The organism is Leifsonia sp. NPDC077715, from assembly GCF_040686855.1.
In the GTDB taxonomy this organism is placed as follows: domain Bacteria; phylum Actinomycetota; class Actinomycetes; order Actinomycetales; family Microbacteriaceae; genus Leifsonia.
On record NZ_JBFBOG010000002.1, the window covers coordinates 928392 to 954511 of the forward strand.

19 protein-coding genes, 1 tRNA gene and 1 other RNA gene are annotated in these 26120 nt (G+C 71.1%); 11 read left to right on the plus strand and 10 right to left on the minus strand.

The features are described 5' to 3' along the window. The first annotated feature begins 23 nt into the window (after window positions 1-23). Both AB0P25_RS11560 and AB0P25_RS11565 read left to right on the plus strand, forming a co-directional pair. Complete coding sequence (locus AB0P25_RS11560; RefSeq protein ID WP_363807455.1) at window positions 24-674, plus strand: TetR/AcrR family transcriptional regulator; 651 nt, start codon at window positions 24-26, stop codon at window positions 672-674. A 150-nt stretch (window positions 675-824) separates the two neighbouring features. Further along, on the plus strand, window positions 825-2051 hold the full coding sequence (locus AB0P25_RS11565) for an MFS transporter (RefSeq protein ID WP_363807456.1): 1227 nt from the start codon (window positions 825-827) through the stop codon (window positions 2049-2051). On the opposite strand, the gene AB0P25_RS11570 is transcribed toward AB0P25_RS11565, so the two are convergent. After that, window positions 2035-3411 carry an MFS transporter gene (locus AB0P25_RS11570; protein ID WP_363807457.1) on the minus strand — a complete coding sequence of 459 codons (1377 nt, stop codon included), beginning with the start codon at window positions 3409-3411 and terminating at the stop codon, window positions 2035-2037. The genes AB0P25_RS11565 and AB0P25_RS11570 overlap by 17 nt on opposite strands. Continuing rightward, window positions 3408-3974 (minus strand): TetR family transcriptional regulator, encoded by a 567-nt coding sequence (locus tag AB0P25_RS11575; RefSeq protein WP_363807458.1) that lies wholly within the window; start codon window positions 3972-3974, stop codon window positions 3408-3410. Before AB0P25_RS11575 ends, AB0P25_RS11570 begins: the two co-directional genes overlap by 4 nt. 68 nt (window positions 3975-4042) lie before the next feature. Between AB0P25_RS11575 and AB0P25_RS11580 the strand changes: the two genes are divergently transcribed. Continuing rightward, window positions 4043-4789 carry a GNAT family N-acetyltransferase gene (locus AB0P25_RS11580; protein WP_363807459.1) on the plus strand — a complete coding sequence of 249 codons (747 nt, stop codon included), beginning with the start codon at window positions 4043-4045 and terminating at the stop codon, window positions 4787-4789. Window positions 4790-4884: 95 nt separating this feature from the next. On the opposite strand, the gene AB0P25_RS11585 is transcribed toward AB0P25_RS11580, so the two are convergent. The 8 genes from AB0P25_RS11585 to AB0P25_RS11620 form a co-directional block, all read right to left on the minus strand. Next, window positions 4885-6168 (minus strand): LuxR family transcriptional regulator, encoded by a 1284-nt coding sequence (locus tag AB0P25_RS11585; RefSeq protein ID WP_363807462.1) that lies wholly within the window; start codon window positions 6166-6168, stop codon window positions 4885-4887. 13 nt (window positions 6169-6181) lie between these two features. Then, window positions 6182-7039, minus strand: coding sequence for an amidohydrolase family protein (locus AB0P25_RS11590; RefSeq protein ID WP_363807464.1), 858 nt, complete (start codon window positions 7037-7039; stop codon window positions 6182-6184). After that, window positions 7036-8883 carry a hypothetical protein gene (locus tag AB0P25_RS11595; protein WP_363807467.1) on the minus strand — a complete coding sequence of 616 codons (1848 nt, stop codon included), beginning with the start codon at window positions 8881-8883 and terminating at the stop codon, window positions 7036-7038. The genes AB0P25_RS11590 and AB0P25_RS11595 overlap by 4 nt, the downstream gene beginning before the upstream one ends. Before the next feature lie 14 nt (window positions 8884-8897). Next, complete coding sequence (locus AB0P25_RS11600) at window positions 8898-10037, minus strand: hypothetical protein (protein WP_363807470.1); 1140 nt, start codon at window positions 10035-10037, stop codon at window positions 8898-8900. 11 nt (window positions 10038-10048) lie between these two features. After that, the gene (locus AB0P25_RS11605) at window positions 10049-10651 is read right to left on the minus strand and encodes a hypothetical protein (RefSeq protein WP_363807472.1); all 603 of its coding nucleotides are present in this window, start codon (window positions 10649-10651) and stop codon (window positions 10049-10051) included. After that, a complete protein-coding gene (locus AB0P25_RS11610; protein WP_363807474.1) occupies window positions 10648-11910 on the minus strand; it encodes a hypothetical protein in 1263 nt (420 codons plus the stop codon). The genes AB0P25_RS11605 and AB0P25_RS11610 overlap by 4 nt, the downstream gene beginning before the upstream one ends. Window positions 11911-11915: 5 nt before the next feature. Continuing rightward, window positions 11916-14480, minus strand: a complete 2565-nt coding sequence (locus AB0P25_RS11615) for a hypothetical protein (RefSeq protein WP_363807477.1) — start codon at window positions 14478-14480, stop codon at window positions 11916-11918. A gap of 164 nt (window positions 14481-14644) precedes the next feature. Then, window positions 14645-14732: transfer RNA gene (locus AB0P25_RS11620), tRNA-Ser, on the minus strand. Window positions 14733-14834: 102 nt separating this feature from the next. Here AB0P25_RS11620 and ffs point away from each other — a divergent pair. From ffs to AB0P25_RS11660, 8 genes are all read left to right on the plus strand, one after another. Next, an RNA gene (gene ffs, locus AB0P25_RS11625) (signal recognition particle sRNA small type) lies at window positions 14835-14931 on the plus strand. Between the two features lie 115 nt (window positions 14932-15046). Beyond that, window positions 15047-16372 (plus strand): DUF1254 domain-containing protein, encoded by a 1326-nt coding sequence (locus AB0P25_RS11630; protein WP_363807478.1) that lies wholly within the window; start codon window positions 15047-15049, stop codon window positions 16370-16372. Between the two features lies 1 nt (window position 16373). Then, entirely contained in the window at window positions 16374-18509 is a 2136-nt protein-coding gene (pta, locus tag AB0P25_RS11635; RefSeq protein WP_363807479.1) for a phosphate acetyltransferase, read from the plus strand. Further along, window positions 18506-19708: an acetate kinase gene (locus tag AB0P25_RS11640; protein WP_363807481.1), complete on the plus strand. Its 1203-nt coding sequence runs from the start codon at window positions 18506-18508 to the stop codon at window positions 19706-19708. Before pta ends, AB0P25_RS11640 begins: the two co-directional genes overlap by 4 nt. 12 nt (window positions 19709-19720) lie before the next feature. After that, window positions 19721-21070: an acyl-CoA thioesterase/BAAT N-terminal domain-containing protein gene (locus AB0P25_RS11645; protein WP_363807483.1), complete on the plus strand. Its 1350-nt coding sequence runs from the start codon at window positions 19721-19723 to the stop codon at window positions 21068-21070. Then, window positions 21067-22365, plus strand: a complete 1299-nt coding sequence (locus AB0P25_RS11650; protein ID WP_363807484.1) for an acyl-CoA thioesterase/BAAT N-terminal domain-containing protein — start codon at window positions 21067-21069, stop codon at window positions 22363-22365. Before AB0P25_RS11645 ends, AB0P25_RS11650 begins: the two co-directional genes overlap by 4 nt. After that, a complete protein-coding gene (locus AB0P25_RS11655) occupies window positions 22362-23609 on the plus strand; it encodes an acyl-CoA thioesterase/BAAT N-terminal domain-containing protein (protein ID WP_363807485.1) in 1248 nt (415 codons plus the stop codon). The genes AB0P25_RS11650 and AB0P25_RS11655 overlap by 4 nt, the downstream gene beginning before the upstream one ends. A gap of 48 nt (window positions 23610-23657) precedes the next feature. Beyond that, the gene (locus AB0P25_RS11660; protein ID WP_363807487.1) at window positions 23658-26117 is read left to right on the plus strand and encodes a DNA polymerase III subunit gamma and tau; all 2460 of its coding nucleotides are present in this window, start codon (window positions 23658-23660) and stop codon (window positions 26115-26117) included. Window positions 26118-26120 lie beyond the last annotated feature (3 nt).

Consider the following 26120-nt stretch of genomic DNA (forward strand, 5'->3'; position numbering starts at 1 on the left):
TGCTGATTGGTACCGTTGTCGCCATGCAGAGCAACACGGAGCCGCAGGCCGCCGAGCCGGCGGCCACCCCGGCGAAGGGGCCGGGGTCGCGCGGACGCTACCCCAAGGGCGTCATGCGGCGTCAGCAGATCCTCGACAGGACGATCGAGGTCTTCGCGCAGCTGGGACTCGAGGGCACGAGCCTGCGGGCCATCGGCGAGGCGATCGGCGTGAGCCATGCGGCACTCCGCCGCTACTTCGAGACCCGCGAGGAGCTGTTCCTCGAGATCCTGCGCGAGAAGGACCGCCAGGCGCTCCTGGATGCGCGGGAGAGCGGCCGGCCCTCGACCGACTTCGCAGGCCACCTCGACTCCTACGCTTCAGGCGCGCCGGGGCTCATGTCCCTGCGCCACAGCATGGTCGCCCGCGCGATGGAGCCGGGGAACGAGCACTCGCGGACGTTCTTCATCGAGCGGTACCGGCAGCTTCGCGCCGACGCGCTCGAGATCCTGCGGTTGGCGCAGGGCGCCGGTCTGGTGCGGGATGACATCTCCCTCGAGTCCGCGTCCGCGCTGTTGATCGCCGCGATGGACGGCCTCTCCACGCAATGGCTGCTCGATCCCGAGGTCGACCTGCACGCCGGGATGGAGCTCTACGAACAGCTCCTGAAGCCCGTCGGGGCCACCGCAAATTAAAAAGTTCCAAGTGGGGCTTTTACTGTTATCGTGATCTCTGCCGGCGGCGGTCGCCCCGGAAACCCGCTTGCAGAGAGAAGTCAACGTGGACGAGTCCCAGCCCTTCACTGTCCCCGCCGCGTCCGGGAGGGATTCCCCTCCGACCAGGTCGTGCCCTCGACGCCCGGTCCGGCGCGTCCCTCCCGCTACCCGATGGTCGCCATCCCGCTCGGGATCCTCGGCTTCTCGATCGCACTCGTCCCACCGCTCGTCATCACGATCGCCCTGCGGCTGCGCGAGCTGGACCTGGCGAACTCCGCCGCCGACCTCGGCGTCGTCCTCGGCATCGGCGCGCTGTTCTCGCTCCTGGCCAACCCGCTGGCCGGTCGCATCTCCGATCGCACGACGAGCCGGTTCGGGATGCGGAAACCGTGGATCGTCCTCGGCGGACTGGTCGGCTACGTCGGCATCGTCGTCATCGCCGTCGCTCCGAACGTCCCGCTGGTGCTCGTCGGCTGGAGCATCGCCCAGGTCGGCCTGAACTTCGCCCTCGCCGCGCTGGTCGCGATGCTGCCCGACCAGATCAGCCCGGAACGACGCGGACGTACGGCCTCGTTCATCAGCCTCGCTCAGAACGTCGGCGGCGTAGCCGCCACCTTCCTGGTCCAGCTCTTCCCGGTCGGCCTCGTCCAGAGCCTCGTGCCGAGCCTGATCGGGGTCGCCCTCATGATCGGGATGGTGCTGCCGGTCAAGGACCGCATCGCCGTCCGCGGCCCGAAGGAGCCGTTCAACGCCCGCGAGTTCTTCGGCGCGTTCGTCTTCAACCCGCGCAAGCACCCCGACTTCGGCTGGGCGTGGCTGACGCGCTTCTTCCTCACCACGACGCAGTTCACGGCGACCAGCTACCTGACGTACTTCCTGATCGCGCAGTTCGGGGTGGCCGACTCGGAGGCGCCGACCCTCGTGTTCCAGGCGATTCTCGCGAACGCGGTCGGCATCCTGCTCATCACCCCGGTGCTCGGCTGGCTCTCCGACCGTGTCCGTCGTCGCAAGCCGTTCGTCATCCTGTCCTCGATCATCGCGGTCCTGGGGCTCACGATCATCGCCCTCGCGCCGTCGATCCCGGTGGTGCTGCTCGGCGAGCTCGTCCTCGGCGCCGGGCTCGGCGCGTTCTTCGCCGTCGAGCTGGCGCTCCTGACGGATGTGCTGCCCAGCCCGGACACCGCGGCGAAGGACCTCGGTGTCGCCAACCTGGCCCAATCGCTGCCTCAGTCGCTCATCCCGGTCGCGGCGCCGGCCCTCATCGCGGCATTCGGGTACCCCGGACTCTTCATCAGCGGCGCGGTCTTCGGCGTGCTCGGCGCCCTCAGTGTCACCCGGGTCAAGAAGGTGCGCTGACCTCCGCGTGATCGCGTGCCCGCGATCCGATCGCCGCGATCCCGAGGGCGCAGGCGGTGATCAGGAGGATCGCGGCGATGAAGCCGGCGCGGGCGTCCGTCAGGGCGGCGAGGGCTCCGAGGACCGCGATCCCGACGGACTGCCCGACCTGGCGCGAGGTGTTGTAGATGCCGGAGGCGAGCCCCGCGGAGCCGGCGCCGAGCGAGACGCTGGCGGTCCGGTTCAACGCGGTGGAGTAGATCGCGGTGCCGGCCCCGACGATGAACTCGGCGATCACCAGCACCCACCACCGTTCCGGCGCGTTCGCGCCGAGGAGCAGGAGGGTCCCGGCGGCGGCGCTCACCGAGCCGATGAGGATCATCCGGCGGGTTCCGCTTCGCAGGAGGAACGGGTTGACGATCACGCCCGCCAGGATGGTGCCGAGCGCGAAGGAGGCGAGCAGCAGTCCGCCGGCCGAGGCCGACGCTCCCCAAGCCGCCTGGACGTAGAGCGCGAGGAAGAACTGGAGCCCGTAGGCGCCGAACTGGAACGCGAAGCCTCCCAGGACCGCGCCGGTGAACCCGGGGCTCCGGAACACGCCCAGCGGCATCATCGGCGCCTTCGCGCGGTGCTCGACCAGGACGAAGGCGGCGAGCAGCACCGCGCCGGCCGCGAGGAGCGTCCAGGTGAGCGGAGAGCCCAGGTCGCGGCCGGCCTCGATGAGCCCGGCGACGACGGCGACGAGGCCCGCCGTCCCCACGAGCTGCCCGGCCAGATCGAGGCGCGGCCGGTCCTGTCGGACGGCCGGTCGGTCGGCGGCCCCGACGAGCAAGGCTGCCACGATCGCGATCGGCGCGGTGAGCCAGAACACGGCTCGCCAGCCCGTCGTGTCGGTCAGCAGGCCGCCGAGGAACGGTCCGACCGCCATCCCTGCGCCGCCGAACACCGTCATCAGGTTCACGGCGGATGAGCGGTGCCGGGGGTCGTCGAAGCTCTTCCCGACCAGCGCCAGGACCATCGGCAGCAGAAGCGCGGCGAAGACGCCCTGTGCGGCGCGGCAGGCGACCAGCACCGCGAAGGAGGGGCTGAGCGCGCACGCGACGGACGCCGCCGCGAACCCGATCGCGCCGATCCGGAACAGCCGCTCCGCGCCGATGCGGTCCCCGAGGGTGCCGCCGAGGAGCAGCAGGGAGGCCAACGGGAGCGTGTACGCGTCGACGACCCAGGAGATGCCTCCCGCCTGCGCTCCCAGGTCGTCCGCGATGCGCGGGAGGGCCAGGTTCAGCGCGCTGCCGTCGAGCGTGATGACGATCCAGCCCAGGTAGATGGCCCAGCCGCGCGCCGACCAGGCCGAGCGGGCGGGTGCGGCGATCGCGGTCACGCGCGGGCCGCTTCGAGCAGAGCCAGCACGCCCTCGACCGCGTCGTCGAACACTGACGCATCCTGCGCCGCCCGCGCCAGGACGTACCCGCCCTGCAGGGTCGCCGCGACCGCCGCCGCCGTGCGGGCCGGGTCCAGATCCGGCCGGAACTCCCCGCTCTCGACGCCGCTCGAGATGACGGCGGCGAGCTGCCCGCGGATCCACGCGAACATCCCCTCGACCTCGCCCCGCAGCGCGGGCGCCTCGATCACCTCCGGCTCCTGCACGAGCCTGCCGAACTGGCATCCCTTGAGGACCACCTCGTGATCACGGCTGAGGTACGCGCGAATCCGCGCGGTGGCGCTCCCGGCCGAATGCAGGTCGGCCTCGACCTGGGCGCGCATCTGCTCGGTATTGCGCTCGATGGCCGCCTGCGCCAGCGCCTCCTTGCCCTGGAAGTGGTGGTACATGCTGCCCTTGCCGGCGCCGGCCGCATCCAGGATCTCCCTCGGACTCGTCGCCCCGTAGCCGCGCTCCCACATCAGCTCCCGTGTCGCCTCGATCAGGTCGTCTCGCGTCGTCATGGGAGCAACTGTACCTACCTGTAGGTACAAAGTCGAGTGGCCAGCCGCGGCACTGGTAGGTTCCGGCTATGGAAGCAGCCTCTTCGGAGCAGGCGTCGTCCCTCCTCCTGGCCGCGCGCGCATGGCTGGGGGAGCGGGTACCGGGCGGCTGGTCCCGGCAGGACGGGCACCACGTCGCCTCGGTCACCGGGATCGCGGCGCCGACGATGAACGGCGTCTGGTCCGCTCATCCCGACGCGGGGAGATTCCCGGATTGGCTCTCGTCGGTTCGCGATGCAGGCGTCCCGTACTGTGCGCAGTTCCCGTCCGGCTCGACGACCGGGAGGAAGGCCGCGATCGGCCTCGGGCTGACCCGCGGGGAGGATGCCCCGCTCATGTTCACCGTCGCACCCACCGCGGAGGAGGCGGTGCCCGGCTTGGACGTGCGTCGGCTGGATCCCGCGGAGCTCCCGCTGCACGCCGAGGTCGCCGCTGCGGGCTTCGGCGCGCCGGCCGCGCTGTTCGCCCCGCTCGTCGCACTCGGCGCCGCGGAACCCTCGGCCCTGCACTTCTACGTCGCCGAGGTCGGAGGAGAGCCGGTCGCGACCGGCCTCGGCCTGCACCTCGCGGACCACGTCGGCGTCTTCAACATCGCAACGCCGCCCGAGCACCGACGGAGAGGGTACGGAGCGGCGATCACGTCGCGGATCGTCGGCGACGCCCTTGCCGCAGGGGCCCGCGGGGCCTGGCTGCAGTCGAGCGCGGAGGGGCACTCCGTGTACGAGCGTCTGGGGTTCGCCGACGTCGGGGTCTGGGAGTGCTGGGTCAGCGCGTGACCGGGTCGACCCGCTACGCGCCCTTGTCGGACAACTTCACGCCCCCGGACCGCGCTGGTCACGAGACCTTTCCTGGCTCGGGCGTGGGCCGCACCTCACAGAGGCATCTCGTGTGCGCCGGCACCCGTGAGCATCAGCGCCGCGAGCTGTGAACGCGAGTGGATGCCCAGCTTGCGGTAGGCGCTCTGGAGGTGCGAACCCACGGTGCGAGAGCTGATGCTCAGGGTGTCTGCGGCCTCCTTCACGGATGCACCGGCCACGATCACCTCCACGACCCGTCGTTCGGAGCTGGTGAGCAGCGTGGGGCGATCCTCGACGGCGTCGGCGTCGTGTGCGACATCGCCGCTTCCACGGAGGATCGCCGTGAGCCGTGCGCGGCGGTCCGGACCGCAGCGACGCGCGACGGCGGCGGTCATCCACATCCGGTGCCAGTGCAGTTCCCCGTGATGCACCTCCACCAGCCCCGAACCCTCCACCCCGTCGAGCGCGTCGTCGAGAGACTCCGACGTCTCGGCGAGGTAGGCGGACAGCCGCTCGACGTCGCGTTCCCCGGTCACCGCCGAGCCGATCAGCAGGCGGCGCTCATCCTGACCCAGCGATTCCATGCGGGCATCGACGTCGCTCTCCAACCGGGCGGCAACGGGGACGACGCCGAGGTCGTCGCCCACGATCCGATACGGGAAGGCCGGGGACGCGAATCGGAGGGCGAGTGGATTGCCCCCCAGCCGTGCCACGAGGTGCGGCGCAGCCGCCTCATGCGCACCGGATTCCACCGCGAGTCTCTCGGCGTCGTGCTGGTGGAGGTCGTCGAGGCGAAGCTGCGTGACCTGTAGGCGATCGAGCAGCGGGACCGTCCGTGTGAGGGCGTAGATGACGGAGGTGGGAGCAGGGGAGTAGCGGGCGGCCGCGAAGGCGACGACGCGTAACGAATCCTCGTCGACGAGGTCCGCGTCATCGACGAGGAGAACAGCGCGACCGTCGAGTTCCTGCAGACAGGCGCCTACTGCACGCGCGACCGCCAAGGGCGAGGCGCCGCCGCGGAACGATGCCAGCTGATCGGCCAGCCCGCGTCCCGTGCGTCCCAACCGGTTCGAGGGGTCCGTCACCATCTCGTACAGTGCCGCATACGGCATCCCCGCAGCGAGCGGGGAACCGCTCATCCGGATCACCGAGCTGCCGCGGCGCTTCACTTCGGCCAGCACGGCCTCCAGGATGGTGGACTTGCCCTGCCCCGCATCCCCGCGCAGGGATACCAGGCTCGGCGTGCCGACCGCGGCTCGTCGTTCGGTGTCGCCCACGATGCGCTCCACGAGGCGCGTCCGCTCGAAGTCGAGCGTCGGCCGGTACGACGCGAGCTGGTGCGCATTCGATGGAGGCATTCGTTGGCCGTGTTCAGTGAGGGGAACTCGGGGAGAATGGCCGCGATTTTACGCCGCGCGGACCGGACCGGCGAGACAGTGTTCCAGCCGTTCCCCCGGAGGTTCGGAATGCCCCTGGCGACACCGCTCCACGGGGAACGGCGGGCGGCGGGAGCAGCCTCAGGATGGTCTGCGAGGTGACGAGCGCGAACTGCTCAGGTGGGAGCCGAAGCTCGCGGATCTTCGCCAGTTCGACGGCGGGATGCAGGAACGGGCCGTCCGTTCCGAAGATGAGCCGGTCGGGACCGCCGCGGCGGACCACATCGACCAGCAGGTCGAAGTACTGGACGCCGGAGGAGTCGACGAAGAGATTCGGGTGGCGGCGCAGTTTGTCGATGATGGCCACCTGGCTGCCCCAGTCGCCGGCGAACGAGCCGAGGTGAGGGATGATGATCGGTACCTGCGGGTAGGACCCGAGGATCAACTCCACCGTGCTGATGTCCCCGCGGGGGTCGTAGAGCACCGGGAGCCTGCGCACCCGAGCGATCTCGAGCACTTCGCGGGTGATCCTGCCGTTCGTCCAGTGGACCTTGATGCCCCGGCAGCCCCAACCACGGATCGCCTCGTCGACGATCGTGCCGACGCGGCCCCGGTCGTACGCCGGATTCACGAAAACGAAGCCGATGTAGCGGGCCGGATCGCGCCGGACGATCGCCCCCACCTGTGCATTGCCGGACCGGTAGTCGTCGGTGGTGAGAGTGGCGAACACGATCGTGCGGTCGATGCCCGCAGCGCGAGCCCGGCGGGCGTAGCGAGAGAGGTCCGCGTCCGTGTTCGATGGATGGGACAGGCCCTCACCCGTACCGGCGTGGCAGTGCGCGTCGATGATCACGGATATTCGCCCTGCCTGCCGTACTCGGATTCGCCCTCACCCAGCTCCGCCCACTCGCTCTCGGCTTCAGCGAACTCGGCTTCGTTCCACTCGCTCTCGCCGAGTTCGCTGAACTCGTTCAGCTCGCCGGCTTCGTTCCACTCGCTCTCGCCGAGTTCGCCGAACTCGTTCAGCTCGCCGGCTTCGTTCCACTCGCTCTCGCCGAGTTCGCCGAACTCGCTCAGCTCACCGACCCCCGCCCACTCGAGCTCGTTCGATTCGGCCTCTCCCCATTCGCCGTACTCGTTGACCTCGGCGGATTCGGCCCATTCGGCCTCGCCAAGCTCGCCGTACTCCGTCTGCTCGCCGTGCTCGGCCTCCGTCCATTCGGTCTCGCCGAGTTCGCCGTATTCAGTGAGTTCGCCCGCTTCGGCGAAGCTCGCGGTCTCGCCGCGTCCGAGCCGGGGTTCGCCCACTGCGAGCAGGCGGAATCGCCCGACGATCAGGACCGGTGCGGCATAACGCCGGGCCCGTACGGAGATCAATCGATGGCGGAACCGCACCGTCTGCGATCTCGGCGAGAGACGAAGCAGAGCCCGCCCGGAACCCGCTGGCGGGATCACCAGGATGGCCATCCCGCCGAGGCGGCGGGTCGCCGATCCGGCGCCTGCGACCACAGAGACCGGCGAGCATCCGCGCCTCGGGTTCGGCGATTGCATTGCGATCGCCAGAATTCGGCGGGCACGTCCGGTGAGGCGGGCCAGGGGAGCAGTGTGCGCGGGACCCGGCGTGCGACTCGACCGCAGAAGAACACCCTGCAGCACGTACAGCGACGAGGCCGTCGATCCATGCTCGTGGACGCGCACGCGAGCGGTGACGGTCCGGAGGCCGCCGACGCGCAGCCAGGCGAACCGAGGGCTGCGCCGGAGCGACACCACCTCGAAGCAGAGCCGGGTAGGCGCCGATGCGGACCACGGTGAACCGTCTCCGTATCCGTATCCGTAACCGTTCCCGGGAGCCGGGCGGTGACTCCGCACACGGGGCCTGGTCCCGTACCGCACCCCCCACTCGCCGCTCTCCGATTCCCCGCTCTCCCATTCGGCGGTCTCCGACTCCCCGCGCATCGAGGCGGCGCTCCGGATCGGCGCGCGGAAGCCGGTCGGGCGCGGCGCGATGACCTGCACCCGCACCTGACGGGAGTCGGCCCCTTCGACGTTGTCTCCGCCGGTGGTCTGGCTGACCGATTCCCCCAGCGGAGTCCAGCGCACGGTCAGCTGGTCCTCGATCCTCGCTTGACGAGCGAGGCACCGGATCATGTTCGTCACGTTCACTGCGCGATGCCGCGACAGCGCCAGATTGTGCGCCATCGACCCGGTGCTGGATGTGCGCCCCTGGACATTGATCAGGATGGGCCCCACGATCCGGCCACGACGGAGCGCGTCGGCGATGCCCGCGACGTGAACACCCAGGATGGTCCGGTGAGCGGGGCGGAGGCGGTAATCGTCCACGTCGAAGTCGCCGAGATCAAGGAGCCGCACCGCGGCGGACTCGGCGATCTTGGTCTGGGTCGCTGTGCCCGTCGCCGTCTGGTGCCGCCCGACTCGGCCCCTGTTCCACGGCTCGCCTCGGTAGGTCACATCCGGGCAACTGCGGGGGTCGACGGCCAGCGGTGCGGTTGAGGACGGGACGGGACGACCAGGCGGAGACTCGGTCTCGCCCGTCCACGGCTGCTCTCCCAACTCGGCCTCCAATTCGTCCAGCCGGGACTCCGCGGCCTCCTGATAAGCGGTTCTCTCGAACTCCGCCTGGCCGGGACTCGATTCACCGGCGATCTCGAAGGGGCTCTCTCCGAGGATTTCGTCCATTTCGGTCTCCCCTCTCAGACCCGGAGCGTGCTGATCGCACGCGAGCTCGTCGTCCGGTCGCGCGATGCTCCGGCTCCGGCTGCGTTCACGGGCGTGACTCCGGGTCGGAGCTTGAGGCTCCGCCCGGTCGCCATGCTCCACTGGTCGATGACCGCCAACGCGTCATCCTTGATGGCGCCTGTCTCGGCGAAGAGCGTCGAGGCCCCGGCGGCGTCGTTGAACTTCTGCAACTCGACGAAGCGCAGGAGAGAGCTCGCCGGCTCCGCAAGGAGGATGAGGCTCCGGGCTCGCGGATGCACGGGTACACCCACCCGTGCCCCCAGCTTGCGCAGACGCTCGCCGGGATCTGAAGCGGTCGCCTTGAGGTCGACGATGATCTCGTTGTCGGATTCGAGCACCACATGGAACCAGCTGAACAGCGCCGTGAAGAAGAATTCCTCGCGAGCCAGATTGCCCCTCAGCCGACGAACGCGCAGGCCCTCGGAGAGGATCTGGGCGCGGTCCACCACGGCCTGAGGATCGGAGGAGTTCTCACCGCTGGAGTTCTTGCGGTTGAGGTAGTTCTGCCAGACATTGCCGAACAGGCTCTCGAAGTCCGGCACGAAGTTGGCGTAGGACGCCCGTGGACGAAGCCACGGGCCCGAGCTGTCGGGGCCGTGGTCGAGATCCATGCCGAGAAGGCGCCAGTACGCGTTGCGGCTGACGACCTCGAGACTGGGGCGCACCCTGCTCGCGACCGCCCCGATGCTGAAGGGCGGCGGGTCGGTGAAGATCAGCTCCTCGGTGGAGCGGAGGAACTGCCGCGTCAGCGGACCGGGCACGTCCAGTTCCTCCCCCATCGCGAACAGTTCGACGACCCGCCGGAAGACGCGGAGCATGCCCGTGTTCTCGAGCAGGTAGGCGTAGATCAGATGTTCCCAGGGCCGCCGCTGGAGTGGCAGACCGAGTCCCGAATCCTCGACCGCGATCGGCGGCAGCTTCAGTTGGTCGACGATCTGCTCCGTGTCGCCGAGGAAGACGTCCGAGGTGTCGGCGCCGATCTGGACGAAGCCGGCCTGCGCCCACGCCTCGTCGAGGTAGCGGTGCAGAATCACGGGATGAAGGGAGAACAACTTCTCCGGCCCTCCGAGGACGGTAGCGAGGTTGCGAAACATGGGGGCTCCTTTCAGACGCCTGTCTCGGCGAGGACGGTGTCACGCTGGACCACGGCGAAGCCGGTCACGGACGACGAGTCGAATGCGATGACCTGAACCGGCACGCCGTCGGGAAGCTCGATGGGCACGATGTGGCGCACGGCCTTCGTGCCGAAAGCGAGCACCTCGGTGTTCTGCCAGAACTCCCCCCAGCGGAACGCGAGCCCGATGGAGCCCAGGAGCTGGTGCCCCTCGACCGACAGACCCTCCTGTGACAGACCGACCTCGAGCGAGAGGTCCACGAGCGGGCCGTCCGGCCTCACCCGCCGGCCGAGACCGGATCGGAGCAGCGCATAGTCCGCCTGCGCGGCCACGCCCCCGTCCGATTGGAGCCGATCCCAGGTGGTGGCGGCATTGTCTTCGATGGTGCGGATCCGGTTGGCGGAGGTGTCACCGAACGACTGATCGATGAGTTCCCGTTCGTATCGTTCCCACTCCGGCTTGAGGTCCATGACGCGTCTCATGAACGTGACGAGGAAGTCGGCGACTTCCGCGGCCTGAGTCTCGGGCGCGGGCTCGTTCTCTGATTTCGGATTGGGCTTGCTCGGCATCGAGGTCTCCTCCTTGGCGGTCATGCGGCGAGTGCCGTGGTCGTTTCCACGCCCAGCGTCTGGGCGAAGCGGGCGAAGTCGCGCGTGTGCGCGATCGTGTTGCGCGGGTCGACGGCGATCCGGAGGCCCGTCAGGGCGACGATCCGGAGCTGCTCCCTGTCGACCAGATAGGACGACGTGAACAGGGAGGGACCGCTGGCGGCCGCGAGCTTCTCGAGCTCCGCAGGAGCCACTCGCTGGGGGTCCACCATCGTGGTCAGGGAACGTGCACCGAAGGCCTCGCAGGGACGGGAGAGCAACGCGTCCACCAGCTCGGGCAGGCGCGCCGTCGAACGGGCGAGGACGTCGCCGACAGACGGCACGGCCCTCGCCAGGGGATGGGTGGCCTTCCACGCGGCGGCGAGGTCGTCCCACGGTCCGGCGCCGTATGCGCGTCGGCACATCTCGACGCCGAGCAGGACGCGGATGTAGGAGACCGGATGCGGGTCGCCCGGCACGAGCTGCAGCACCGACTCGATCTCGTTGGCGACCACGTCGTGCAGGGCCGCGACGGCGGCGTAACCGCAGTGGACGAAGGCGTACGCGTCGGCTGTGATCTCGGAGGTCCACGACCTCCAGTGCCGGGACAGCTCCGGGTCGTCGGCGAGGACAGCGCCCATCGCCGCGGACGCCTCACGGTTCCAGCCCAGGAGGTGGGCGACCTGGTGGCCGGTTTCGTGTACCAGAGCGGTGGGGCGGTAGAGGTTGTGGCGGGTCACCTTGATCGCGGCCGCCGGGCTCCGCCGGCCATCCCAGAGACGCACCCCCGCTCGGAGGATCGCGGCGCCGAGCCCCTTGTCCACGTAGGTCAGCACGGGTGGCACCTGCTGTCCCATCGGGTCGAGCACGCTGCGCATGCTGGTGACCGCGATCCTGTCCAAGGCGCGCATGTGGGTGCCGAGCGTCGGGTTGGTGCGGGTGTTGACGGCGTCGGCGTAGAAGCTCACGACGGTCTCCACCTGCCCGTACCGCCGGCGCACCCGTTGGAGCCTCCGCGCCACGACGACGAGTTGCGGACCGAGCCGGGCCCCGTCCAGTTGAGTGCGCAGACCCTGGATCTCGCGGTGCAGACTCTGGGTGGACTGCTCGAGCGACGCGCGCACGGCACGGTCGAGGTAGCGCTCCAGGTTCTTCCAGGCTCCGTCGGCGCTGAAGGACGACGGGTCCCGAAGCGCGACGGAGGCGGCCTCCCAGTGCGACACCTGCCGGTCCAGCTGGATGCGCAGCGCCTCGACGAGTTCCATGGTCGCTACTTCCGCAGCCCGGGCACGGTCCTCATGCCCAGCCGGTTCGAGAGGATGGCGCCCAGGATCCGGGCTGCGCCGATGACCGAGGCGAGCGGTCCGAAGAGGAAGGTCGACAGGGACGGGATCGGCACCGTGACCTGGATGGACACCCCGGCGGCGGGGTTGTCGACGGCCTTGACGAATTCGTCGCTCTTGGCGCGGGCATAATCCGCTGCCAGCCGGATGGCTGCGTCCACCAGTCGGTCGACGATCTTGGAGATGATCGCGTTGAGTATCGCCGCCCCCGCGCCGGCGGCTGCCGCGGGGGCCTCGTTCGAGGCCTCGCGCAAGAAAATCAGGCGCGACCGCGGATTCGTCTTCAGGCTGTACATCGCGGCCTGGATCGCGGCGCGGAGCGCTATCACGAAAGCGGTCGTGTTCCGTTGACGCGCTCGTGCCGCTACCGCTTGAGCGTCCGGTTCCGACAGGTACATGGTCAAGCGGATGATGTCCTGACCCGGGCGGGCGTCGATCGTCACCCAGGCCTGGCTCGGCAAGCTCTTCGCGACACCGCCGCCGCCCCCGGGAAGCTGCAGGTAGAAGAAGCGCTGCCCGGCGGCGACCGTCGAGCGATCGCGGGTGAACCGTGGATCGACATCGACACCGAGACCAGGCTCGCCGAGAAGGGTGCCTGCTGCGGCGACCGTCAGCGTGTGGAACTGGCGCCACCCGTCGGCAGTCATGCCGGGGACATCCTTCTCGAGTTGCGAGATGCGCGAGAGGTAGGTTCCCGGCAGGGTCTCGTAGAGGTGGACACGGACCTTGACCGGCAGGCGCACACCTCTCGCCCGCAGCACGTCGAGGAGCCGGACGCCGCCGAAGGTGGTGATGGCCGCGGCGATCTGGGGCGTGAGCGTGATCTCGAAGACACGGGCGTACTTGCGGTACCAGTAAACGCGCGGCCGCAGCATCCATGTGGTGTCGGTCTGTCCGGATGTCTCCCGGCTCTCGAGGTCGCCACGGATCAGCGACGAGGGGATGGTGTGGGCGACGGCTTCGGAGAAGGCCGCGACCGTCTCGGAATGGAGCCGGTTCGTGTCCGTGAAGACCTCGTTCCCCCGCTCGGCGACGCGCCGCAGCGTGTCTTCCAGGAGGGAGGCGACACCCGAGGCGCCGGCGAGTTCGCGGTCTTCCGCGCTCGCCTCCAAGGTGAAGGCCTTCATCCCGATGTCGAGGAACGCGCGCGTGAGGGGGGTCGCGAACCGCGGGCCGACCAGCGGCCGGATCAGCTTGTCGAGAACCGAGGCGAGGAGGTTGATGACCCGCTGACGGCCGACGAGGCGGATCCCGATCCGGAGCGCGGGAAGGATGGCGGGGAGGAACCGCTCGATGGCCGGCCCCGCGCTCTCGCCGTCACGGAGTTCGGCGAGCTCGCGTACCAGCGTCACGCGGGCGGCGTCGAGCTCCGAGGCTCCGGGCGCTGCCTCGGATTCTGCGGCGGAGGCGGCGTATTCGGCCTCGAGCTGGGCGAGCTCGGCTTCGTTCTCGGCTGCGAGGGCGCGGCTCACCGTCGTGACGAACTCGGATTCCAGCTCCTGAGCGCCCCCGACCGCCGGGATCGCGCCGCGCCAGACGGTCTCACCCTCGAGCTCGTCGGCGAGCGCCCGCTCGCTCGACCAACCGCCGTGCTCACCGACCGCGACCTCGCCCAGGCTTTCGGTCTCGCCCTCGCCCTCGCCCTCGAGCTCCGCTTCGCGACCGAACAGCCGGACACGGAGCTGCTGGGCCGGAGCCTGCAGGACCACCGGCAGTCGGGAGATCGCCGAGTTGAGCACCCCGCGGAGCAGGCCGCGGGCGAGCTGCCCCAGCTTGGAGAACAGCATGCGGAGCGGCCACGACGCGATCTTGCCGACGAGCGAGACGCCCTTCTTCGCGAGGGATACGGCGCCGCGCGCCACGCGGCCGACGATTCGGGCGAACTTGCGGAAGAACTGCTCCTGGGCGGGCGACGCCCCGATCGGGATCGGCGGCGACTCGGTCAGCTCGAGGAACGAGGCGAGTTCGCTCTCGCCGATCGTGGTCGCGGTGTGCTCCCCGAGCGTCTCGCCCAGGGTTTCGAGCATGCGGTCCAGTTCTGTCGCCACCTCATCGGCCCGGCGGGTGAGGACGGTTCCGGCCTCGCGCAGCGCGGGAGGGGTGACGCCCTGACCGCTGTTCGAGGAGATCTCGGCGTGGATGCCGGACCACTCCTGAGCGAGTTCACCGATCGCCTCGGAGAGCTCGCTCCCCGCCAGCTCGTTGAGGAACTCGTTCTCGAGCACCTCGCGGTCCTCGGCCGCCTCGGCGTGCGTGAAAGGCGAGAAGGCGGCGAACTCGCTGGATTCGGTGAGCTCGTTGTGCTCCGATTCCGAGATCTCGGCGTGCAACTCGCCGGCCTGCTCCTGGGGCTGGTACTCGGCCTCCGCTTCCGCGCTGTAACCGGGAGCGGAGAAGGGCCTCGCCAGGCGGACGCCGACCTCGCCGGTCTCGGATTCGGCCTCCGCGGCGGTGGTTTCGGCAGAAGTCCATTCTGCGTTCGTCAAGGTCATCGTCGCTCCTCACGGTCCCGCTTCGTCCGTCCTGCGCTTGCTGACGAACCTAGAAGCAGGTCCCGAAGGGGGCATCGGCTGAATGACCGAACTGTATGCGTGAAACGACGCAATGCTCACGCGTCGAACGTGCCGGCTCAGGAAAGACCGAGGGTCGGTGGAAATGGCGGAGAATGGGGGATTCGAACCCCCGAGGGCTTGCACCCAACACGCTTTCCAAGCGTGCGCCATAGGCCACTAGGCGAATTCTCCTGGGGCTGCCTTCCGCTGTCGCGGCCGGCGGCTCACAATATCGTAGCCGATCGGCGGCGACCCCGACGCACGCGGCTCCCAGCCGCACCCGCTACACTGGTCTCCGGCTCCCCACGTGGCGCCATCCAGGCCAACTCCCCCAGGGCGGAAACGCAGCAAGGGTAACCGGGCTCTGGCGGGTGCGTGGGGGGTCTTTTTTGTTGTCCAGCTCCTCGTCACGGCTGCCGCGTATATTGAGCGAAGCAGGGCGTTCTTCTACGCTTTGTAGAATGAATCGTGTCTTCCGTTGACCAGTGGATGGACGGGGTGCCGCAGTGACCGAGCAGCTGACCGAGCTGGCGACCGAGGCGTACGTCGTCGGGTTCCCCCTCGTGTTCGACCTGGAGCAGGTCGTGCGGTTCACCGAGGAGGGGATCGGCGGCGTCCCTGCCACGCCCTTCAACGTGTTCGGGCATGCGCGGCGCCTCGCGGGGCCCGAGGACACCTTCGTGTCGATCAACAACGACACCCTCTACTCCATCGCCCAGATCGACCTCTCGGTGGGGCCCCTGCGGCTGACGGTGCCCGAGGCCGGTGACCGCTATTACGTCCTCCAGTTCGTCGACGCGTGGACGAACAACTTCGCCTACCTGGGGACGCGCGCGACCGGGGGAGGGGCGGGCGAATTCCTGCTGCTGCCGCCCGGCGAGGAGCCGGCCGACGGACGCATTCCCGCCATCCGCTTCCCGACCCGCGTCGGCACCATCGTCGGCCGGTGGGCCGTCGCGGGCGAGGAGGACCTGCCCGCGGTCCACGCCCTCCAGGACGGCCTCTCCCTCGCGCAGGTGCGCGAGTCCCTGGCGCCCCCGCAGGGCGTCCCCGACGTCACGACCGGCAACGGCGAAGCGCTCGACTTCTTCGAGAAGCTGCGGGTGTGGTCCCAGGCGTTCCCTCCGGCCGAGCGCGACCGCCCCGCCCTCGACTCGTACGCGCCGCTCGGGCTGGTGAGCCCGTACACGCTCGCCGAGCAGCCGGAGGGCGTGCGGGAGGCGCTGGAGAAGGGGTACGCGCTGGGCAAGGAGGCGCTGGAGTCGGCCCTGCACACCTCCGTCGCGCTCATCGACCACTGGTCGGTCAACCTCCACGTCTTCGACTACAACCTCGACTTCTTCGAGCTCGGGGCCATCGACGCCCCCGAGTGGAAGCTCCTCGACCCGCGCACCCGCTACGCGCACCGCGCCGCCGCGGCCCTCGGCGGACTGTGGGGGAACCACGCCTACGAGGCGGCCTACCTGATGACCTATGAGGACGCGGACGGCGAGCCCCTGTCCGGCGAGCACGTTTACCGCTTCCGGCTCGACCCGACCCCGCCGGTTGGCGCGTTCTGGTCGATCACCATGTACGACCTGCCCCACTACTACCTGGTCCGCAACCCCGTCGAGCGCTACTCGGTGGGCGACCGGACGCCGGGGCTCGTGTACGACGACGACGGAGGACTGACCATCACGATGAGCGCCGCCCGCCCGACCGATCCGACGGCCGCCGCCAACTGGCTGCCGACTCCCGCCGGAGGATTCCGGCCGATCCTGCGGTTGTACCAGCCGGGTGAGGACGTGCTCGACGGCACGTGGACGCCTCCCGCGATCGAGCGGATCGGCTGACGTGGCGCGTTCCATCTACATCACCTCCGCGGAGGGGCACACGGGGAAGTCGACCGTCGCCCTCGGCGTGCTCGAATCACTGCGGCACTCGGTGGGGCGGGTCGGGGTCTTCCGGCCGATCGCGCGGTCGACCGAGGAGCGCGACTACGTGCTCGAGCTCCTGCTGCAGCGCACGACGGCCGAGCTGTCGTACGAGGACGCGCTGGGCGTCTCCTACGAGGACGTCCATGCCGACGCGGATGCGGCGCTCGCCGTGATCGTGCAGCGCTTCCGGGCGGTGGAGGCGCGATGCGACACGGTCGTCATCCTCGGCTCCGACTACACCGACGTCGGCAGCCCGACCGAGCTCGCATACAACGCCCGCATCGCCGCCAACCTCGGCGCGCCGGTGCTGCTCGTCCTCGGCGGACGCATCGGGCAGGGTTTCGGGGAGCGCCTGGGCCAGGCCGATCCGCGCTCGCCGGAGGAGCTGCGGCAGCTGGCCGAGCTCGCGATCGTCGAGCTGCGCGCCGAGCACGCCGGACTCCTCGCGGTCATCGCCAACCGGGCGGACGAGACGAAGCTGGATGCCATCGTCGCCGCCGTCGGCTCGGCCGTCGGCGCCGCGGCGGCCGCGGCCGGCAGCAGCGACCGTCCGCCGGTGTGGGCCATCCCGGAGGACCCGTTCCTCGTCGCGCCGAGCATCCGCTCGATCATGGAGCAGACCGGCGCGACCCTGCTGGCGGGCGAGGAGGCGCTGCTCGCCCGGGAGGCGCTGGGCGTCGTGGTCGCCGGCATGTCGATGAACAACGTCCTCCCTCGGCTGGTCGAGGGGTCCGTCGTCGTGGTGCCGGGAGACCGCACCGAGGTGCTGCTCGCGGTGCTGATGGCCAACGCCTCCGGCACCTTCCCCTCGATCGCGGGCATCGTCCTCAACGGCGGCTTCGACCTCCCGGAGCCGATCGAGCGCCTGCTCGCCGGCCTGCGCTCGCCGCTGCCGATCGTGCGCACCGGCCTCGACACCTACGAGACCGTCGTCCGCATCACCCACGCCCGCGGCCGGCTCGCGGCCGACTCGCAGCGCAAGTACGACACCGCTCTAGCCCTGTTCGAGCGGCACGTGGATGCGGGAGCGCTCCTCGCGCGCCTCGACGTCACCCGCCACGACGTGGTCACGCCGCTCATGTTCGAGTACGACCTCATCGAGCGGGCACGCGCGGCGAAGAAGCACATCGTGCTCCCGGAAGGCGAGGACGACCGCATCCTGCGCGCCGCCCACACTCTGCTGGCACGCGGGGTGGCCCGGCTGACGATCCTGGGCGAGCCGTTCGAGGTGCGCTCCCGCGCGATCGAGCTCGGCCTCGACCTGTCGGAGGCCGAAGTGCTCAGCCCGTTCGACGACGTGCTGCGGCTGCGGTTCGCCGACGAGTACGCGCGGCTGCGGGCGCACAAGGGCATCACGGTCGACCAGGCGGCGGACACGGTGACCGACGCCTCCTACTTCGGCACGATGATGGTGCACCTCGGACTCGCCGACGGGATGGTGTCGGGTGCCGCGCACACGACGGCGCACACCATCCGGCCGGCCTTCGAGATCATCAAGACCACGCCGGGAGTCTCGGTCGTCTCGAGCGTGTTCCTGATGGCGCTCGCCGACCGCGTCCTGGTCTACGGGGACTGCGCGGTCATCCCGGACCCGACCTCCGAGCAGCTGGCCGACATCGCGATCTCGTCAGCGATGACGGCCGAGCAGTTCGGCATCCAGCCGCGGGTCGCCATGCTGTCCTACTCGACCGGCGACTCCGGAGCCGGGGAGGACGTGGAGAAGGTGCGCGCCGCGACCGAGCTGGTGCGGGAGCGGGCGCCCCAGCTGGCGGTGGCCGGACCCATCCAGTACGACGCGGCGGCGGATGCGGCGGTCGGCGCGGCCAAGATGCCCGGGTCGGAGGTGGCCGGGCGGGCGACCGTGTTCATCTTCCCGGACCTCAACACCGGCAACAACACGTACAAGGCGGTCCAGCGCAGCGCCGGAGCCGTCGCGATCGGACCGGTGCTGCAGGGCCTGCGCAAGCCGATCAACGACCTTTCGCGCGGCGCGACGGTCGACGACATCGTGAACACGGTGGCCATCACGGCGATCCAGGCGGCGCTGTCATGAGCGCGGTCCTCGTCGTCAACAGCGGCTCGTCGTCGTTCAAGTACCAGCTGATCGACAGCGAGACGGAGCAGTCGCTCGCCTCCGGGCTGGTCGAGCGGATCGGCGAGCCGAACGGACGGATGACCCACCGCGGCCCCGACGGAACGACCGAGCGCGAGCTCGAGATCCCCGACCACACGGCGGGCTTCCGCGCGATGCTCGACGCGTTCGCGTCCGAGGGCCCGAGCCTGGACGACAACCCCCTGGACGCGGTCGGTCACCGGGTCGTGCACGGCGGCAAGCGGTTCTTCGAGCCGACCATCGTGACCCCCTTGGTCGAGATCAACATCGAGGACCTGTCGGACCTGGCGCCGCTGCACAACCCGGCCAACCTGCAGGGCATCCGCGCCGCGAAGAAGGCGTTCCCGGACGTCCCGCACGTCGCGGTGTTCGACACCGCCTTCCACCAGACGCTCGAGCCCGCCGCGTACACCTACGCGATCGACGCGGGTCTGGCCGACCGGCACCGCGTGCGCCGCTACGGATTCCACGGCACGTCGCACAAGTACGTGTCGGAGACCGCTGCGGCGTTCCTCGGCCGCCCGCTCGGCGAGCTGAAGCAGATCGTGCTTCACCTCGGCAACGGCGCGTCGGCGTGCGCCATCGACGGCGGACGGTCGGTCGAGACGTCGATGGGGATGACGCCTCTGGAGGGGCTGGTGATGGGGACGCGGTCGGGCGACCTCGACCCCGCCGTCCTCATCCACCTCGCCCGGCGGGCGCACCTGTCGACCGACGACCTGGACGAACTGCTCAACCGCCGCAGCGGTCTGCTCGGGCTCTCCGGACGCGGTGACATGCGCGATGTCCGTACGGCGGCCAACGGCGGCGACGAGCAGGCGCGGCTCGCCCTCGACGTGACGGTGCACCGGCTGAAGCACTACCTCGGCGCCTACACCGCCCTGCTCGGCGGACTGGACGTGCTCACCTTCACCGCCGGGGTCGGCGAGAACGATGCGGCCCTGCGGGCGGAGGTGCTTTCCGGACTGGAGGTGCTGGGCATCCGGCTCGATCCGGAGCGCAACGCCGCCTCCTCGCGTGGCGCGCGGGTGATCTCGGCCGACGACTCGGCGGTGACCGTGCTCGTCGTCCCGACCGACGAGGAGCTGGAGATCTCGCGGCAGTCGCTGCAGGCTGTCCGGGAGTCCACTGGAGGCTGACGGGAGACGGCCATGCGGCGACGGCGCGGCGAGGGCGGACGGCACGGGATGCCGCTCCTGCCCCTGCGCGGGCTCGGTCACCGGGTGATCGCAGCGGTCGTCGCGCTGCTCGTCGGCGTCACCGCGCTCGCCGGTTGCGCCCCGGTCGAAGGCGGCGCGGGGGCGCGCTTCGTGACGCCGCCGCTGGTCCGCTACAGCGCCGTGCTCTGGCCTGTCCCCTTGCAGCTCGTCGGCGCCGAGCCCGGCGCGCGGCTGCGGTTGACCGCGCAGCTGACGACGTCGCACGGCTCCTGGACCTCGGCCGCCACGTACACCGTCCCCGCGTCCGGCACGCTCGACCTGGCGCGCGCACGGCCGCAGCTGGCCCCGTTCACCGAGCCCGACTCCGCGGGCCTGTTCTGGTCGCTCCGCGGGCCGCACCTCGGCGACGACGCCGCGGTGCGGCAGTGGATGCGCGACACCATCCACGTGACCGTGCGCGCGGCGGACGGCGACCGGGTGGTCGCGTCCCGCCGCTTCGAGCTGACCGGCCTCGCGGCCGGGGTCCCCGAGCGGACCCTGTACACGCGCGACCTGCGCGCCGCGATCGACGCGCGCGTGCCGCGCCAGACCCACGAGGACGTGCCGCTCGGCACGTTCTTCAGCGCCGCCTCGCTGGAGCACCCGCGCGCGCCGGCGGTGGTGATGTTCGACGACCCGACGCCGGGGGCGTCGGCCGAGTACACCGCGCCTCTGATCGCCCAGTTCGGGGCCTCGGTGCTCAGCATCCCCGTCTCCGGCGCGTCGGACGGCGTCCGATCGACCGGCATCGTCTCGGACACCACCGTCCAGGCCGTGCTCGACTGGCTGGCGCAGCGTCCCGACATCGTCCACGACCAGGTGTTCGTCTACGGGACGGGGGCGTCGGAGCAGCTGGCCGTGTGGGCGGCCACCCGCTTCCCGGGGAGGGTACGCGGGCTGTTCGTGGCGGGAGGCACCCCCGCGCTGCTCTGCCTGTCGCCGGCCCAGGTCGCACCGGCGTTCGACGACTCCACCGGACTGCCGTGCCTCGGTTCCCCGGCGACGGTGGTGAGCTCCGCCATCCCGTCCATCGGCAACATCAACGGTCCGATCGTTGTCGCATGCGGGAAGCGGGATGACGTGCTCCCGAACGCGTGCGACTGGCAGCGCGCGCTCGTGGCGACCCGGCTCTCCACCTTCGGCGTGCAGACCGTCTACGCGGACCGCGCGGGGCACGCCGTCTCCGTACCGCCCGGCCTGCCGATCGGCCTGCCGGCCGCGGGTGGCCAGCCGACAGAGCAGGCGCGCGTCGCCTTCTGGAACGCGGTCGGCCGCGCCCTGCTGCGGGCGGTGCTGGGATGACTCGCACGCGTCTCCTCCGCCGGCTCGCCGCGCTCGCCGTGGTGGGCGCCATCGCCGTGACGACCGCCGCGTGCAGCGCCGGGGTGCAGGGCGGACCGCGGATCGTCTTCAGCAGCTTCGGAGACGCGGTCACGCAGCCGGTCGGGGTGCAGCTCGCCGGACTCGAGCCCGGGCATCCGGCGGTGGTCGACGTGCGCGTCGCGACGAGCGCCGGCGCGTTCAGCTCGCGCGCGGTGTACGCGGTCCCTCCGGACGGTCGCGTGCGCCTGTGGTCGCAGGAGCCGATGACCGCGCCCTATCCGCGGGCGGACGGCTCCGGCCTGCTCTGGAGCCTGACCGGACCGTCGTTCAGTCAGCAGCAGCTCGAGGCGCAGTGGGTCTATCACGGGCTGGACGCGCGCTACACCGTGGAGCAGGACGGACGTCCCGTCGCCTCGCGCGTTCTCCACCGGGCGGCGCTCGCCGCAGGCACGAGCGACCGCGACGTGCTCGGCAGCGACCTGATCGGCGCCGGTGACCCAGAGGCGTCGGGCTTCGCGCCCACCGCCCGCATCGGCGCTCTGGTCGAGGGCGTCCCGACCCCCGTCGACCTGCGGCCGGGCGTCATCCTGGTGGACGGCGACGACGGCGGCGCATCCGGCGCCTTCGCCGCGCGGCTGATGGCGGCGTCCGGTTTCGCGGTCTTCGTGCTGCCCGCGTTCGTGCCGGAGGGCCGGATCGCCGGATCCGCCGCTCTGTCGGTCGAGACGTTCGACGCCGCGCTCAGCTGGTTCTCAGAGCTGCCGATCGTCGACGAGGACCGCATCTTCGTCTACGGCACGGGACGCGCGTCCTCGCTCGCGCTGTGGTTCGCCTCCCACGAGCCCGGCCGCATCCACGGAGCGTTCGCCGCGAGCGGGCCGACGGCGCTGCAGTGCACCTCCGAGGCCGGCAGCCCGCTCCTCATCGAGCACGGACTCCCGCTCCCGTGCGCCAACCCCGAGCGGACCATCGCCGGGACCGACATCCTGCCGCTGCAGCGCATCCCCGGTCCGCTCGTGCTCGCCTGCGGCACGGCGGACCGGCTGCTGCCGACGGCATGCGACTGGCAGCGCGCGGGCGAGCAGGCGCGCGGCCAGAAGGACGGGGACGCGTTCCTCTATCTCGACGGCGCGGGGCACGACATCACGACGCCGCCCGTGCTGCCGATCGGGCTGAGCGACCTGCCGCCGGCGACGGCGCAGGCGACGGAGGACGCGCGGACGTCGTTCTGGACGCTGGTGCTCGCCAAGCTGGAGGGGTCGGTGCGGCCGTGAGCGCATCCACGCTGCGCGCCAGGATCGCCGGCGCCGTGACCGTGCTGGCGCTGGCCGTCGCCGGGCTGACGGGCTGCTCCCCGCCGCCCGGAGCCGTCGGTCCCCGGTTCGAGGTGAGCGAGGATCCCAGCGGTGTCTGGGAGCCGATCCACCTGCGCGTCACAGCACTGCAACCCGGGGTGCGCGTGACGGTGAGCGCCACCGTCGAGGCCGGCGCGACCTGGACGTCCCGGGCGGTCTACGTCGTCCCGTCCTCCGGGGTGGTCGACCTGGACCGGGACGCGCCGGTGGAGGCCCCGTTCGCCGGACCGGACGGGATGGGTCTGCTGTGGTCGCTGGGCACCGCCTCCGGCGCCTCGGCGACGTCGACGGAGCAGTGGGGCGCGGCGAGCCGCCTGGTCGATCTCGAGGCGGTGGTCGATGGCAGGCGGGTCGCGGCCCGGCGCATCTACCGGGTGGGACTGCAGTCGGTGGCGCCCTCGCGCGCCGTCTTCGACGACGGGATCCAGGGCGACTTCTTCGCGCCGACCAACTCCTCTCAGGCGGCGCGGCCGGCGGTGCTCGTCCTCGATGGCACCGACCCCGGCGCCCCGAGCGGGGTGCTGACCGCCTCGACGCTCTCGGCCATGGGGTACCCGGCGCTGGCCTTCTCCACGTACGGTTCCGCCGGCGAGGTCGACATGATCCGCACGTTGGCGGCCGAGCGGGTCGTCGCCGCGCTCAACTGGCTGCGGTCGCAGCCCGGAGTGGATGCACGCCGTGTCTTCGTGATGGGAACCTCCCGGGGAGCGCAGCTCGCGCTGTGGACCGCCGTGGCCCATCCCGACCTCGTCTACGGCGCCATCGCCCCCGCGGGGACGACCGGACTGGTCTGCCCGTCACCTGTGCCGGGGCCCGCGGTGACCGTCGGGGGCGCGTGGGTGCCGTGCCTGAGCGGGACGCACCAGGTGACGCGCGCCGCCGTCCTGAGCCTCGACCGCATCCGGGGACCCGTCGTCCTCGGCTGCGCCGGGCAGGACGAACAGCTCGACAACGCCTGCCGGTGGATGGACGTGGCCGCTCAGGTGCGACCCGCCCGCGGCGGCGACGCGTACGTCCGCGCACCCGACGCGACGCACCTGTTCTACGTGCCGCCGTACAGCCCGCTGTACCTGCCGCCGCCGCCCGCCGCGCAGGCGACGGAGGACGCCCGCGTCGCGCTCTGGTCCGCGATCGGGCGTGCTCTGAACGTGCGCGGGCAGTGAGGGCCCGGTTCCCACCGGAATGTCGGCGGCGGTGAGTACCATGTTCAAGTGGTAACCGCCCTGTATCGCCGCTATCGGCCCGACACCTTCGCCGAGATGATCGGCCAGTCCCAGGTGACCGATCCGCTGATGACGGCGCTGCGCACCAATCGGGTGAACCACGCCTACCTCTTCTCCGGTCCTCGCGGTTGCGGCAAGACCACATCGGCGCGCATCCTGGCCCGCTGCCTCAACTGCGCAGAGGGCCCCACCGACACGCCGTGCGGGAAGTGCGCGAGCTGCATCGAGCTGAGCCGTGACGGCGGAGGCTCGCTCGACGTCGTCGAGATCGACGCGGCCAGCCACAACGGCGTCGACGACGCCCGCGACATCCGCGAACGCGCGATCTTCGCGCCGGCCCGCGACCGCTACAAGATCTTCATCCTCGACGAGGCGCACATGGTGACGCCGCAGGGCTTCAACGCGCTGCTCAAGATCGTGGAGGAGCCGCCGGAGCACGTGAAGTTCATCTTCGCGACCACCGAGCCCGAGAAGGTCATCGGCACCATCCGGTCGCGCACCCACCATTACCCGTTCCGGCTCGTGCCGCCCGCGCAGATGCTCGAGTACGTGCAGAGCCTGTGCGACAGCGAGGGCATGACGGTCGCTCCGGGCGTGCTGCCGCTCGTCGTCCGGGCGGGCGGGGGATCGCCGCGCGACACCCTGTCGCTGCTCGACCAGCTCATGGCCGGGTCCGAGGGCAGTGCGATCGAGTACGAGCGCGCGGTCGCCCTGCTCGGCTACACGCACGCGGCGCTGCTCGACGACGTGATCGACGCGATCGCGGCACGGGATGCGGCGGGCGCCTTCGGGGCGGTCGACCGGGTCGTGCAGACCGGTCAGGATCCGCGCCGGTTCGTCGAAGACCTGCTCGAGCGCCTGCGCGACCTCATCGTCGTCGCGGCGACCAGCGTCGAGGGCGCGGCGGCCGTGCTGCGCGGCGTGCCCCAGGACGAGCTCGACCGCATGGGTGTGCAGGCGATGAAGTTCGGAGCCGCCGAGCTCAGCCGGTCGGCCGACATCGTCAACGCCGCCCTCACCGAGATGACCGGCGCGACCTCGCCGCGTCTCCACCTCGAACTGATGATCGCGCGCGTGCTCGTGCCGTCGAGCGACGAGAGCGAGCGCGGTGCGCTGGCGCGCGTCGAGCGGCTGGAGCGCCGGGTCGGCGTGAGCGATGCGGTGTCGGCGGATGCGGTGCAGGCGACCGAGCCTGCGCCTTCTCGTGCTGCAGCGCCCGCTCGTGGTGCTGCGCCTGTTGCTGCGTCCGAGCCTGCCGCGGCGCCCGCTCCGCGCGTGTCCGCGTCTGTCGCCGAGGTCTCCACCGCTCCCACGGCGCCGGCCGCTTCGGCTCCTGCCGAGACGGCGGCGGAGCCTGCGTCCACCGAGGTCTCCACCGCGCCCGCTGCGGCGGGCGCCGAAGTCCCGCCCGCGCCGTCGCCGGTCGGCCCGGTCACCACGCAGCAGGTCAAGGACTCGTGGCCGCAGATCCTCGACGCGGTCCAGCGCGCCAAGCGCAGCGCATGGATGGTCGTCTTCACCGCGCAGGTCCGCGCCCTCAGCGGCGATGTCCTGACGTTGTCCTTCCCGAGCGACAACGACGTGCAGAGCTTCCGCCAGCCCGACGCCGCCGGCGGCACGGGCGTCAGCGAGTATCTGCGCCAGGCGATCGTCGAGGTGCTGGGCATCCGCGTGAAGTTCATCGCCCGCGCCGACTCCGCGTCCGGCTCCGGCGGCTCGCCGCGCCCGTCCGCCGGTGCGCCGGCCGCTCCGACGGCCGAGACGTGGCCCGGAGCGGACCCGGCCGACGCGCCCTCGTCCGCCGCGACCGGCGGTGCTCGCGCGGCGGCCCCCGCGCGGTCCTCCTCTCAGGCCGACGCCGCGCCGTCGCCCGCGTCGGCCTCCGTGGCCGCTACGCCGGCTCCGGCCGCGTCGTCGTCGCCCGCCGCATCGGCCACCGCCGCACACGCCGACGCCCCCTCCGCATCCACCGCCTCCGCTCCGACCGGGCACGCCGCCATGGTCACCGAGTGGGCGACCGTCGCCATCCCGTCCGCGTCTCCGGCCTCCGACACCGCGACCGCCACCGTGACGACGACCGCCGCCGTGGTCACCCTGGAGCGCCCCCCGGCAGCGCCGGCCGCCCCCGCTGCGCGTCCCGTCTCCGCGCCCGCACCGGACGAGCCGCCCTACGACGACGTCCCCCCGCCCGAGACCGAGCCTCCGTTCGAGCCTCCGGTCCCGGAGGAGCCCACCGGCGACTGGTCGGCCGAACCCGCCGCCGCCTCACCCGCGGCTCCGTCTCCCGAGCCCGCCCGAGCCGCGCGCCCGTCCGCCGCGCCCGCGTCGGGGGCCCGCACACCGACCTTCCAGCAGCCGCAGCGCTATGGGGAGGCCGTGGTCCGGGAGATCCTGGGCGCCACCTTCATCGAGGAGCAGCCCGCGCCTCCGACCCCGGGGATGAGGTAGCCG